General features: G+C 66.1%; 12 protein-coding genes. 5 read left to right on the top strand and 7 right to left on the bottom strand.

What is annotated here, in order from left to right:
• Positions 1-107: 107 nt before the first annotated feature.
• The 3 genes from ACFWU2_RS00185 to ACFWU2_RS00175 are packed head-to-tail and all read right to left on the bottom strand — an operon-like array spanning position 108 to position 2,718.
• Positions 108-869 (bottom strand): decaprenylphospho-beta-D-erythro-pentofuranosid-2-ulose 2-reductase, encoded by a 762-nt coding sequence (locus ACFWU2_RS00185; RefSeq protein ID WP_378598507.1) that lies wholly within the window; start codon positions 867-869, stop codon positions 108-110.
• Positions 869-2,293, bottom strand: a complete 1,425-nt coding sequence (locus ACFWU2_RS00180; RefSeq protein WP_378598503.1) for an FAD-binding protein — start codon at positions 2,291-2,293, stop codon at positions 869-871. Before ACFWU2_RS00180 ends, ACFWU2_RS00185 begins: the two co-directional genes overlap by 1 nt.
• 47 nt (positions 2,294-2,340) lie before the next feature.
• Positions 2,341-2,718: a VOC family protein gene (locus tag ACFWU2_RS00175; RefSeq protein WP_378598500.1), complete on the bottom strand. Its 378-nt coding sequence runs from the start codon at positions 2,716-2,718 to the stop codon at positions 2,341-2,343.
• A gap of 73 nt (positions 2,719-2,791) precedes the next feature.
• Here ACFWU2_RS00175 and ACFWU2_RS00170 point away from each other — a divergent pair, with 73 nt between their 5' ends.
• Positions 2,792-3,271: a GtrA family protein gene (locus ACFWU2_RS00170; protein WP_378598497.1), complete on the top strand. Its 480-nt coding sequence runs from the start codon at positions 2,792-2,794 to the stop codon at positions 3,269-3,271.
• Between the two features lie 48 nt (positions 3,272-3,319).
• On the opposite strand, the gene ACFWU2_RS00165 is transcribed toward ACFWU2_RS00170, so the two are convergent.
• The 3 genes from ACFWU2_RS00165 to rfbA all read right to left on the bottom strand — a co-directional run bounded on the left by ACFWU2_RS00165 (position 3,320) and on the right by rfbA (position 5,750).
• On the bottom strand, positions 3,320-4,195 hold the full coding sequence (locus tag ACFWU2_RS00165; protein WP_378598494.1) for a DUF559 domain-containing protein: 876 nt from the start codon (positions 4,193-4,195) through the stop codon (positions 3,320-3,322).
• 94 nt (positions 4,196-4,289) lie between these two features.
• On the bottom strand, positions 4,290-4,871 hold the full coding sequence (rfbC, locus tag ACFWU2_RS00160; RefSeq protein ID WP_378598491.1) for a dTDP-4-dehydrorhamnose 3,5-epimerase: 582 nt from the start codon (positions 4,869-4,871) through the stop codon (positions 4,290-4,292).
• Positions 4,872-4,874: 3 nt separating this feature from the next.
• The gene (gene rfbA, locus ACFWU2_RS00155; protein WP_378598487.1) at positions 4,875-5,750 is read right to left on the bottom strand and encodes a glucose-1-phosphate thymidylyltransferase RfbA; all 876 of its coding nucleotides are present in this window, start codon (positions 5,748-5,750) and stop codon (positions 4,875-4,877) included.
• A gap of 59 nt (positions 5,751-5,809) precedes the next feature.
• On the opposite strand from rfbA, the gene rfbB reads away from it, so the two are divergent.
• The 3 genes from rfbB to ACFWU2_RS00140 all read left to right on the top strand — a co-directional run bounded on the left by rfbB (position 5,810) and on the right by ACFWU2_RS00140 (position 10,394).
• Positions 5,810-6,817, top strand: a complete 1,008-nt coding sequence (rfbB, locus tag ACFWU2_RS00150; protein ID WP_378598485.1) for a dTDP-glucose 4,6-dehydratase — start codon at positions 5,810-5,812, stop codon at positions 6,815-6,817.
• Between the two features lie 142 nt (positions 6,818-6,959).
• Complete coding sequence (locus ACFWU2_RS00145) at positions 6,960-8,864, top strand: glycosyltransferase (protein ID WP_378598483.1); 1,905 nt, start codon at positions 6,960-6,962, stop codon at positions 8,862-8,864.
• A gap of 3 nt (positions 8,865-8,867) precedes the next feature.
• A complete protein-coding gene (locus ACFWU2_RS00140; RefSeq protein WP_378598481.1) occupies positions 8,868-10,394 on the top strand; it encodes a glycosyltransferase family 39 protein in 1,527 nt (508 codons plus the stop codon).
• Here ACFWU2_RS00140 and ACFWU2_RS00135 read toward each other — a convergent pair.
• Positions 10,382-11,227: an ABC transporter permease gene (locus ACFWU2_RS00135; protein ID WP_378598478.1), complete on the bottom strand. Its 846-nt coding sequence runs from the start codon at positions 11,225-11,227 to the stop codon at positions 10,382-10,384. The genes ACFWU2_RS00140 and ACFWU2_RS00135 overlap by 13 nt on opposite strands.
• Positions 11,228-11,378: 151 nt before the next feature.
• Between ACFWU2_RS00135 and ACFWU2_RS00130 the strand changes: the two genes are divergently transcribed.
• Positions 11,379-11,957 carry a hypothetical protein gene (locus ACFWU2_RS00130; RefSeq protein ID WP_378598475.1) on the top strand — a complete coding sequence of 193 codons (579 nt, stop codon included), beginning with the start codon at positions 11,379-11,381 and terminating at the stop codon, positions 11,955-11,957.
• Positions 11,958-12,014: the final 57 nt, after the last annotated feature.

The following is a 12,014-nucleotide window of genomic DNA, read 5'->3' as shown; positions in this document are numbered from 1 at the left end:
CGGAAAGGGCTGGAGAGCTCACGGGCGCGTCGGTCACGATTGTCGAGCTTAGTGAACCCGCTCGTACATACCGGACGGGTGCAGGTCCCGGTGCTCTCCTACAACTCCTAGATCGGCAGCTTGCGGAAGATCGCGCGCGGGACGTGACGCAGCACCATCATCACGAACCGGAAGGTGCCCGGTGCCCAGACGATCTCCTTGCCCTTGTCGGACGCGGCGACCGCAAGCTTCGCGACGTCCTCCTTGTTCACGGTCAGCGGTGCCTCGTCGACGTGGGCGCTGAACTGGGTGCGCACCTGACCGGGGCGCACCACCGTGACGCGGGGTCCGAACTTCGCCAGCGCTTCGCCGAGGCCGAGGTAGAAGCCGTCGAGTCCGGCCTTCGTGGAGCCGTAGACGAAGTTCGCGCGCTTGACGCGTTCACCGGCCACCGACGACATCGCGATGATGCGCCCGAAGCCCTGTGCCTTCATCTTCTGGCCGAGCAGCACGCCCACCGAGACGGCGGCGGTGTAGTTGACACCCACGACCTGCACGGCTTTGCGCTGGTCCTGCCAGAGCGTCTCGGCATCCGCGTCGAGGCCGAACGCGACGATCGCCACGTCGACGTCGCCGCCGCTCCATGCCCGGTCGATGACCGCGGGGTGGCTCGCGGTATCGAGCGCATCGAAATCGATGAGGTCGACCGATGTGGCACCGGCGGCCTTCGCCTGGCTGACGGCGTCCTCACGGCGGGAGTCACCGGGCAGCGCCGCGAGGATCACGCGGGCCGGAGCCTTGCGCAGGTACTCCTCGACGATGGCCAGGCCGATCTCGGAGGTGCCACCGAGCAGCAGCAGGGTCTGGGGGTTACCCACGGCGTTGATCATCAGTGCAGTTCCAACCTTCTGGACATATCGGAAGCGAAGACATTGGTGGGGTCGACCGAGCGGCGCACCTTGAGCCACTCGTCGATACGCGGGTACATCGCGTGGAACGTCTCGGCAGACGTGCGCGAATCTTTCGCGGTGTAGAGGCGGCCGCCGAATTCGAGGACTCGCTTGTCGAGTTCGCGAACGAACTCGTTGAGGCCGTCCTTGATCGGGAAGTCCACGCAGACGTTCCACCCCTTCATGGGGAAACTCAGCGGCGCCTTGTTGCCCTCACCGAAAAGCTTGAACACGTTGAGGAACGAGTAGTGCCCCGACTGCTGGATGTCGCGGATGATCTTCTTGAATTCCTCGACGGCCTCGGGCGGCACCACGAACTGGTACTGCAGGAATCCCTTGGGACCGTAGGCCCGGTTCCACTCACCGAACAGGTCGAGTGGGTGATAGAACTGCGTCAGATTCTGGATCTGGCCGGTCGCGTTCTTGGTCTTGCGGTAGTACAGCTCGCCGACGATCGAGAAGTCGAACTTGTTCGCCAGCCCGTTCGGGAAGACGTCGGGGAACGTCAGCAGTGTCGACCCCGAGAAGCGCAGCGGATCCTTCTGCAATTTCTTCGGCAACTGGTCGAGCGTGGCGAGGGAACCGCGCGACACCGCGGCGCGTCCGAGCTTGGGCGGCGCGGAGATCGCGTCGAACCAGGCGCTCGAGTAGTCGTAGTTCTCCTCGGAGCCGTCGCTGTGCAGCGCGATGGTCTCGTCGAGGCTCTCGGTGCGCACACTGTCGGCGACGAAGTACGCCGTCTCGGTGGGCGTCATCTCGATGGTCGCGCGGAGGATGATGCCGGTCAGGCCCATGCCACCGACGGTCGCCCAGAACAACTTGGAGTTGCGCCCGGTGGGGGTGCAGGTGCGGATCTGCCCGTCGGCGGTGAGCAGCTCGAGGGAGCGCACATGGTTGCCGAAGCTGCCCGCGCTGTGGTGGTTCTTGCCGTGGATGTCGGAGCCGATGGCCCCACCGACGGTGACCTGGCGCGTTCCCGGCAGGACCGGTACCCACAGGCCGAACGGCAGAGCCGCCCGCATCAGCTGATCGAGGTCGACACCGCCGTCCACCACGACACGCCGCGATTCGCGGTCGATGCTGTGGATCTTGTTCAGTGCCGTCATGTCGATGACGAGCCCGCCCGCGTTCTGGGCCGGGTCGCCGTACGAGCGGCCGAGACCGCGCGCGATGACGCCACGGCGCAGATGCGCCGGCTTGGACTCGTTGTCTTCGGCGACTCGCGCGACTGCCTGCGCGATCAGTTCGACATCGGGTGTGGTGAGCACCTCTGCGGTGGTCGGCGCGGTGCGCCCCCAGCCGGTCAGGGTGCGGGTCTGGGTGGGGAGAGGCTCACTTGCCTGCTCTGCAGCTGTCGTGGACATCAGGACAAAGGCTACCCGCGTGACCGCACGGCACTGCAAGAGCAGGGTTACCCTCCGTACGGTTTTGTGAGGATCTCCAGGTTGTGACCGTCGGGATCTGACCAGTACACGCCGCGGCCCCCGTCGCGGGTGTTGATCTCCCCGCTCCGTCGATGCGCGGGATCGGCCCAATACTCCAGGTCACGTGACCGGATGCGGCCGAGGATCTCGTCGAACTCCTGTTCCCCGACAAGGAAGGCGTAGTGCTGCGATCGGACGGGGTGTGCGTCGGCCATGAAGTCCAGGGAGACGTCGTTGTCCACCTGCACAACGAAGAACGGTCCGTACGGGGTCGGCGATCCGACACCGAGGATCTCCGACAGCAAGACGGCAGATCCCTTCGGGTCGGTCGCGTGGACGATGGTGTGGTTCAGCGCGATGCTCATACACCCGAGGGTGCAACCTCGAGCGGACTCGAGGTCAACAGTCGCTTCGGTCGGGGGCGTTACCCTCGTCTGCGTGCCCGAATCCCATGACCACGTGCAGCCGTTGCCGGAACATCACGCGCCGCTCGCTCCGGAACTGCCGCTGACCGATTCCACGGCCGACGACGCGCTGGATCTCAAGACGCAACTCGTGCGGTTCGTGCTGACCGGCGGTCTGTCGGCGATCGTCGACTACGGCCTCTATGTGCTGCTCATGGCGCTCGGCGTCACCCGCGACGGCGCGAAGGCGCTGTCGTTCGTCGCCGGCACCACCACCGCGTACCTCATCAACCGACGGTGGACGTTCAAGGCCGAACCGAGCAGGGTGCGCTTCGCCGCGGTCGTGGCTCTGTACGCCGTGACGTTCGCCGCGCAGGTCGGTATCAACGGAGTGCTCAACGACTCGCTGGGTGACCAGTGGTGGGTCACCCCGTTCGCGTTTGTCGTCGCGCAGGGCACCGCGACCGTCATCAACTTCGTGGTGCAGCGACTGGTGATCTTCCGCATCCGGTGAACTCGGGTGAATTGTTGCCCGCTGAGCGGGCACTTTCCGACCAAGCTTTCAACGGCGGCGATCCAGAGCCGCCCGTATCTGCCGGAGGACCCCGTCCGGATCCTCGACCAGCGTGTGCCAGGTGAAGCGCAGGACGTGCCACCCGGCGTTGACCAGAACGTTCTGCCGCTCGGCATCCCGGCGTTGACGATGCGCGTCGCGGTGCCATGCCCACCCGTCCACTTCGATGGCGACGCGCCCCGCCTCGAAGACCACGTCGATCTCGAACCCACAGCTCCACGCGTGCGCGCGCCAGCCCGTCAGACCCGCGTCGCGCAGGAGCCGATGCAGGATGCGTTCGGCTTCCGAATGCCCGCCGTCGCCTGCCGAGCACAGCAGGCGTGACGCGGCGCGAGCGCCGTGCCGCCCGGAGTTTCTGCGGTGGGCCCGCTGGAGAACGTCGAGCGACGTGTGCCGCTGCAACGCGCGATCCATGAGCACCGACCCGCTCGGCATCTCGGTTGCGGCTTCGAGCACGGTGAGCGGCAACGCCGTCACCGGCAGGCTCCGGATCACCACGGTGTCCTTCCAGTGCAGGTCCCGTCGTCGTACGCGGGTCGTTCGGGTGCAGGACCGTATCCGGTGGTGGGGCACGGTCACGTAGTGGCGGGCCGGTGGGCGATCGAGCAGTCCGTGCCACCAGGCGGCGCTCGGACCCCACGCGACCGCCTCGGCCCCGGCTCCGTACACCGCCGCGCGCAGTTCGACTCCCGCGGTGCGCTCGCGGTCGGAACGCAGGTAGACCCCGGGTGCGAGGGTGACCCATTCACCTGTTCCGACGGTCCGGCTTACCGCCGTCGAACTCATGCCGCATCGGAGTGCCTGGGTGCGGGTGATCACGCCGTCCTGCTGGGCCATGACGGCGTGGACCTCTGTGCGGTTCATGTCTCGTTCGACGCGGCGTGCCGGTGGGAGGTTCCCGCACCCCCATCTTTGGTGGGACAGTGCCCGGCTAGCGGGCACTGTCCCACCGAGGTTTTCAGAACTCGGGGAGCAGGCCGGCCGACCGTGCGTCGGCAAGCGTGGGGGCGGCGCGATCCTTGGCCGACAACTCGTACTCGAGCGCGGCACCGTCCCTGCCCACGGCCGGCCAGTCGATACCGATCTCCGGGTCGAGCGGATGCACCTCGTGCTCCCGCTCCGGGGTGTACGGCGTCGAGCACAGGTACACCACGGTCGAGTTGTCTTCCAGGGCAAGAAAACCGTGCCCCAATCCCTCGGACAGGAAGATCGCCCGACGGTCGGTCGTGTCGAGCAGTACCGAATCCCACTGCCCGAACGTCGGCGACCCGACACGAAGGTCCACCACGACATCGAGCACCGAACCCGACACGCACGTGACGTACTTCGCTTGTCCCGGTGGCACATCCGCGTAGTGGATACCCCGCAATACCCCCGCCGCCGAGACCGAGCAGTTCGCCTGCGCCAACTCCAGCGACCGCCCGGTCGCCTCACGGAAGGTGGACTGCTTGAACCATTCGAGGAACAGTCCCCGTTCGTCACCGAACGTGGCCGGCGTGATCTCCCACGCCCCGGCGATCTTCAGTTCGCGATACTGCATCCCCTAGAAATCCCTTCCTTGTTCCAGCAGGTCGAGCAGATATCTCCCGTACCCGGATTTCGCCAAGGGCTGGGCCAGGGCACGCAATTCGTCGTCGGTGAGGAATCCGCGCCGCCACGCCACTTCTTCGGGAGCGCCGATCTTCAGACCCTGCCGTTGCTCGATCGTGCGAACGTAGTTCGACGCGTCGAGCAGCGAATCGAACGTGCCGGTGTCGAGCCACGCCGTGCCGCGCGGTAACACCTCGACCTGCAACTTCCCGGCCTCGAGGTACATGCGGTTGACGTCGGTGATCTCGTATTCCCCGCGCGCGGACGGTCTCAAGCCGCGCGCGATCTCGACGACGTCGTTGTCGTAGAAGTACAGTCCCGGCACCGCGTACGGCGACTTCGGGTCGACGGGTTTCTCCTCGAGCGACAGCGCGCGTCCCGCGGAATCGAACTCGATCACCCCGTAGGCGGAGGGATCGGACACCCGGTAGGCGAACACCGCGCCTCCGTCGATGTCGGCGAATCGGGTGAGCTGGCTGCCCAGACCGGGACCGTAGAAGATGTTGTCCCCCAGGACCAATGCCACCGATTCGGTACCGATGTGATCGGCGCCGAGCACGAAGGCCTGCGCCAGACCGTCGGGGTGTTCCTGCACGGCGTAGGTCAACTCGATCCCGAACCGCGACCCGTCGCCGAGCAGTCGCCGGAACTGGTCGAGGTCGTGCGGAGTCGTGATGACGAGGACCTCCCGGATGCCCGCCAGCATCAGCGTCGAGAGGGGGTAGTAGATCATCGGCTTGTCGTAGACGGGCGTGAGCTGCTTGCTGATGCCCAAGGTGATGGGATGCAGTCGCGAACCGGTCCCGCCGGCCAGGATGATTCCGCGCATGCGGGCAAGTGTTCCACGTCCGCGGAGATACCAGGCAGATGTCGGTAGGGTTTGGCGTCATGAGGCTGCTCGTCACCGGCGGCGCCGGATTCATCGGCGCGAACTTCGTCCACCGGACCGTCGCCGACCGCCCGGACGTCGAACTGACGGTCCTGGACAAACTCACCTACGCCGGCAACCGGGCGTCACTCGACCCTGTCGCCGGGAAGATCACCTTCGTGCACGGCGATATCGCCGATCCCGAACTTGTCGACCGTCTCGTCGCGAACGCCGATCTGGTGGTGCACTTCGCCGCCGAGTCGCACAACGACAACTCGCTGGCCGACCCGACCCCGTTCGTGCACACCAACCTCGTCGGCACGTTCACGCTGCTCGAAGCCGTGCGCCGATACGACGTGCGCTATCACCACATCTCCACCGACGAGGTCTACGGCGATCTCGCGCTCGACGACCCGGCGAAGTTCACCGAGGCAACCCCCTACAACCCGTCGAGCCCGTATTCGTCGACCAAGGCAGGCTCCGACCTGCTGGTGCGCGCGTGGGTGCGCTCGTTCGGCCTGCGGGCGACGATCTCGAACTGCTCGAACAACTACGGGCCGTATCAGCATGTGGAGAAGTTCATTCCGCGGCAGATCACCAATGTCCTGACCGGGGTGCGGCCGAAGTTGTACGGCACCGGTGCCAACGTGCGCGACTGGATTCACGTCGACGACCACAACAGCGCGGTGTGGACCGTCATCGACAAGGGCCGGATCGGGGAGACGTATCTGATCGGGGCCGACGGCGAAACCGACAACCGCACGGTCGTCGAGACCGTGCTCGAACTGTGCGGCATGGACCCGGAGGCGTTCGATTTCGTCACCGACCGACCGGGGCACGACCTGCGCTATGCGATCGATGCGACGAGGTTGCGCACGGAGTTGGGGTGGGAGCCGCGGTACCGGGATTTCCGCTCGGGCCTGGCGGCGACGATCGAGTGGTACCGCAGCCACGAGACGTGGTGGATGCCACAGAAAACCGCCACCGAAGCCGCGTACGGACGGAGCGAACGAATCCTCGGCGGTTGAGCGACCTGCGGTTCTTGCACATTCCGGCAAACAGTGTGATCACGACGAAACACGCTCCCTCCGCCCGCGTGCCGTCGAGACAGCTATTTGCGCTGCTACTGTCGCATCCGAAACAGGATCGACCACAGCGGGGAGTAGCTCGATGGAGCAGGCAACTGCCGGCGACACGACAGCGATCGACAGCAACGCGGACGCGCTCGACAGCGCCCTCACCGAACCCGTACGCCGGGATCGGCTGATTGCGCAGCGCGGCGTCTTTGCGTCGCTGTCGCCTCGAGTGCCCGGAAAGATGTACGTCGTCACGAAGGGTGACGCCGCGGCCGACCGTTACGGTCTCCAACTGGCCGACGGCTCGACAGCCCACACCAACACGTATTTCGGCAGGTTCCCCGCCAGCTTCTGGCAGCGCTGGACCGACGTGAAAACGGTGAACCTGCAACTGACGTACGGCTGCTCGGGTAGCGCACGATTCGTCGTCCACGCCTCCGACGCCCGGGGCCGTGAACGGATCGTCTCGGTCGAGACGGTCTCCGGATCGGGAGAACTCGACCTCGAGGTGCCGATCGAGCGCTTCGTCGACGGCGGCGCGATCTGGTTCTCCGCCGAGGCCAGTAACGGCTCACTGCTCGTCTCCGACGCCCGCTGGACGGTTGCGGCACCCGAGCACCTGCGCCCGGCCGCGGTCGTGATCTGCACGTTCAATCGCGCGGACGACTGCACCGTCACCGTGGGTACTCTCGCCTCCGACGACGGGGCAATGGCAGACATCGACGCGGTGTGCATCGTCGACCAGGGCACCGACCAGGTGCGGTCGCGTCCCGCGTTCGGTGAGGTCGCCGAGAAACTCGGCGACAAGCTCATCTACCTGACCCAGCCCAATCTCGGCGGCGCCGGCGGTTTCTCCCGGGGCATGTACGAGATCACCGGGTCACCCAACTCGGCGCACGCCAACGTCATCGTCATGGACGACGACATCCTGTGCGAGCCGGAGTCGGTGCTGCGCCTGAACGCGTTCGCGAACATGACGGTGCAGCCGACGATCGTCGGTGCCCAGATGTTGTCCCTGAGCAACCCCCAGGTCCTCCACGTCAGCGCCGAACGGGAGGTGCTCGACGAGATCAAGGCCGGTGAGCTGACCCCGGGCGCCAAGATGGGCGTCGACCTGATCAAGAAGAAGCAGGATCCGCGGTTCGACGCCGGCTGGAACGGCTGGTGGACGTGTCTGCTCCCCGCCGAGATCATCGCCGACTGCGGGCTGCCGATTCCGCTGTTCTTCCAGTGGGACGACATCGAGTACGGCATCCGCGCGCGTTTCGCCGGGCACCCCACGGTCACGCTGCCGAACGCCGGCGTGTGGCACGCCGACTTCTACCTCAAGGACTACGACGACTGGGCGCGCTACTTCAGCATCCGCAACGGTCTCGTCGTCTCGGCGATCTACGGGCGTTTCGACGGACCCGACATCTCCAAGTACCTGTTCCGCAAGATCGGTGAGCTCATCGTTTCGATGCAGTACGGTCTGGCCGCCACGTTCATCAAGGCGGCGGAGGACTTCCTCGCCGGCCCCGATTTCCTGTACGACGGTGGTCAGTCGGTCCTGAAGGAACTGCGCGAACTGCGCGACCGCTACCCGGAAACCAAGCCGCTGCCCGCGTCGCAGGTGGGCAAGGAATCCGATCCGCATACGCAGATGTCGGTGTGGGAGTTCGAGCCCGACAAGAAGCGTGAGGGGCTCGTCCTCCTCAAGCGCGCGGTGCAGCAACTCGCGGGCAAGGTGGACCGTCGTCCCGTCACCGTTCCCGCCGATTACGCGGACTGGTGGCACGTCGCTCTGTTCGACGGCGCCGTGGTCACCGATGCCTCGCAGAACGCCGTACGGGTGCGTCGTCGCGACAAGGACACTGCCGTCGAGCTCGCCAAGCGTGCCGCGAAGGTGTGCTGGCAGCTTCGCAAGGAAGCTCCCCGGATGAAGACGGTGTGGCAGGAAGCAATGCCGAAGCTCACGAGCCGCGAGAACTGGGCGCGGCTGTACGGCATCGACGACTGACCGATGAAAGCGTGGCCGCTTCCCCTGCTGATCGGGGGGGTGACCGTGCTCGTCGGCGCCGCTTTTTCCTGGGTTCCGTCGTTCTGGTGGGACGAGGCAGCAACGATCTCGGCCGCCGATCGGCCCTTCGGTGACCTGCTCGAGTTGCTCGCCGATTGGGACGCCGTCCACGGACTGCACTACATCCTGTTGCACGGCTGGTTCGCGCTCGTGGGCACCGGGGAATTCGCAGCGCGGGTACCCGGCGTGCTCGCTCTCGGTGTCGGGGCCGCAGCCGTCACGGCGACCGCGCAGATGCTGGCGGGACGGCGTGCCGCGGTGGCGGCCGGGGTGCTGTTCGCGATCCTTCCGCGGGTGACCTGGGCAGCCACCGAAGCCCGCTCCTACGCGTTCGCCGTCGGATGTGCGGCAGTGTTGTCGCTGGTCCTCGTGCTGGCGCTGCGCACCCACCGGGCACGCTGGTGGGTGCTGTACGCGATCGTGGCGGCCCTCGCGACGATGATCTTCGTCTATACCGCGACTCTTCTGGTCGCACACGCGGTAACGATGTGGGCCGTCACCCGCGGCCTCGAATCCCGTCGACGGGACCGGGTCGGTTTCGTGCTCGCCGCCACCGCCGGAACCGCGTTGTTGCTGCCCTTCCTCGTGCTGGCCTATTCACAGGTGCGTCAGGTGTCGTGGATCCCGGCGCTCGACGAGACGGTGATCAGAACGATCCTCGTCGAGCAGTGGTTTCCGGAGGCGCCGTGGGCGGTGCTGCTGTGCTGGACCGTCGCGCTGGTGGGGACGATCGGTGCGGCAGTGCGGGGCGTCGAACCGGACGAGCGGACATTGCTGTGGCTCGCGCTACCGGGCTTTCTCGTGCCCATGGCGTTGTTGCTGGCGTATTCGGTACTGGCGAGCAACATGTATCTGGACCGGTATCTCTCCTTCACGGTGCCCGCGGTGACGTTGTTCCTGGGGTGGGCGGTCAGCCGCGCCGCGACGCGATGGTGGTCGTTGCTCGCTGTGCTCGTCGCCGTGGGACTTGCGGTGGCACCCGCTTACATGACGCAACGACAGCCGTTCGGCAAGGCCGGGGGGATGGACTACAGCGTGGTCGCGGACCGGCTGAAGGAGGTGTCCCAGCCCGGCGACTGTGTCGCGTTCGAGCCGAAGGTGTCGTGGCAGCCGACCTCCCCGCGCGCGGTAGCCGACGCACGTCCCGATGCGCTCGAGCACCTCGTGGACGTGGGGCTGGATCAGACCGCTGCCGAGCGCGCGAGGCTGTGGTCGACCGACGTGCCGCCGCCGGTGCTGGCCGAGCGGGCAGCCACGCGGTGCACTAGGTTGTGGGTGATCGCGGACCGGGACCGCGGCACGGCGTTCACGGTGTGGCATCCCAACGACGTGTGGTGGCGGTTCGACCGCTACCGGTTCACCGACACCGACACGTACCGCGCGCTCGCCGACGCCGGGTTCACGATCACCGACCAGGAATTCGTCAACCGGTTGCAGCTCATCGAACTCGAGCCGGCTCAGACCCAGTAGGCGACGCGCGACCGGTAGTTGCGCATGGTGACCAGAGCGAGTCCCCACCCGAGCACCGTGATGATCAGCACGATCACCCAGTGGTAGAGCTGCTGGTCGCCGCCGAGGAGAGGCGTCCGCACGATGTCGAGGAAGTGGTACAGCGGATTGATCTCCGCGATCCGCGCCCGATCTTCGTTGCCGGTGCCCGCGAGGGATTTCTCCGTCCAGATGATCGGCGTCATGAAGAACAGCAACTGCACGAGGCTGCCGAGCAGCGGTGCGATGTCGCGGTAGCGGGTGGAGAGGATGCCGAACACGAGCGAGATCCATACCGCGTTGATCGCGATCAGTGCGAGGGCCGGGATCGCGGCGAGCGCAGTCCAGCTCAGGTGCTGCGGGAAGACGATGAAGATGCCGATGTAGATGACGATGTTGTGGGCAAACAAGATCATCTGACGCCACACCAGGCGGTAGACGTGCACGCTCAGTGGTGTCGGTAGCTGTTTGATCAGGCCTTCGTTGGCCATGAAGACGTCTGCGCCTTCGAGGATCGATCCCTGGATCAGGTTCCAGATGATGAAACCGAGCGCGACGTACGGCAGGAACTCGGCGATGTCGAGGTTGAACAGCGTTCCGTACAGCAAACCCATGGCGATCGTCGAGACGCCGGTCGCGATGGTGATCCAGAACGGCCCGAGCACGGACCGCCGGTACCGCTGCTTGATGTCCTGCCAGCCGAGCAGCAGCCACAACTCGCGATGGGTGAAGCCATCGCGCAGATCCTGGAACGCGCGCCGGAACGTCCGAGAGGACTTTCCCAGCGGTTCGTCGACATGGGTGGGAGCAGACACAAGGCCCGAGCCTACCCGCGCGGAAATCCGCCCCGACCACGTGTGGGCCGGATTCGTCGTCCCGGACTCCATGCGGCACGAGCGTGCCGTCCCTCACGACGTGGGGAACTCGTAGGCTCGACACGGATCGTTTCGTACGAGCAGGAGAATGATGGCAACGAACCCGGCAGCATCGGAAGAGAACTTCGAGGAGCTTCGGCGCGACGAGGACCTGTACGAGATGTCCCTCGACCTGCTCGCCTATTACCTGGACACAGCGTTCGAGGATGCGGCAGCCGGGGAGGTCGAGCGATGGACGGTCAGTTGTCTTCCCGGTTCCGGTGATGCCGCGCCGCTGTTCTCGCTGGCTGTCGGATCGACCGAAGTCCTCCGACTCGACAAACCCACAGGGGGCGCCGACGGATCGGTGACCTGCCTCGCGTCCGTCGCCGTCTCACGCTCGGCGCTCGAGGATGAAGCAGGCAGGTCGCTCGGCGCCTTGAAAAAGGCTCTTCCCGCCGTGCGCTTCCTTCCCGATGAGTCCGACGCATCGGACGCCGTCGTCGTGGTCGTGGATCTCTTCGACGACTCGTCTCTCGGTGCATTCGAAGAACTCTCCGCAAGCGGCCGCCCGATTCGCCGGCTGGCGGACCAACTCGAGGGGATGGAAACGGACGAGCACCACAACACGTGGCTCGCGCGGGCCGCCCTCGACCGCATCGCGAGTGCTCCGGCCGACGACGCGGTCTGACCTCCGGGCGGCATCCACGCGGTGAACGGGGATCAGCGCGCGAAACTACACGCGTCG

The organism is Rhodococcus sp. NPDC058639 (assembly GCF_042717545.1).
Taxonomy (GTDB): domain Bacteria; phylum Actinomycetota; class Actinomycetes; order Mycobacteriales; family Mycobacteriaceae; genus Rhodococcus.
Note: the sequence above shows the minus strand (reverse complement) of the source record. Positions and strands in the feature narration are given on the sequence as shown.

Excerpts from the sequence above, each read along its gene's own strand:
- ACFWU2_RS00175 (WP_378598500.1), bottom strand. The coding sequence starts at position 2,718 with ATGAGCATCGCGCTGAACCACACCATCGTCCACGCGACCGACCCGAAG.
- ACFWU2_RS00130 (WP_378598475.1), top strand. The coding sequence starts at position 11,379 with ATGGCAACGAACCCGGCAGCATCGGAAGAGAACTTCGAGGAGCTTCGG.
- rfbA (WP_378598487.1), bottom strand. The coding sequence starts at position 5,750 with ATGCGCGGAATCATCCTGGCCGGCGGGACCGGTTCGCGACTGCATCCC.
- ACFWU2_RS00165 (WP_378598494.1), bottom strand. The coding sequence starts at position 4,195 with ATGAACCGCACAGAGGTCCACGCCGTCATGGCCCAGCAGGACGGCGTG.
- rfbC (WP_378598491.1), bottom strand. The coding sequence starts at position 4,871 with ATGCAGTATCGCGAACTGAAGATCGCCGGGGCGTGGGAGATCACGCCG.
- ACFWU2_RS00180 (WP_378598503.1), bottom strand. The coding sequence starts at position 2,293 with ATGTCCACGACAGCTGCAGAGCAGGCAAGTGAGCCTCTCCCCACCCAG.
- ACFWU2_RS00140 (WP_378598481.1), top strand. The coding sequence starts at position 8,868 with ATGAAAGCGTGGCCGCTTCCCCTGCTGATCGGGGGGGTGACCGTGCTC.
- ACFWU2_RS00185 (WP_378598507.1), bottom strand. The coding sequence starts at position 869 with ATGATCAACGCCGTGGGTAACCCCCAGACCCTGCTGCTGCTCGGTGGC.
- ACFWU2_RS00145 (WP_378598483.1), top strand. The coding sequence starts at position 6,960 with ATGGAGCAGGCAACTGCCGGCGACACGACAGCGATCGACAGCAACGCG.
- rfbB (WP_378598485.1), top strand. The coding sequence starts at position 5,810 with ATGAGGCTGCTCGTCACCGGCGGCGCCGGATTCATCGGCGCGAACTTC.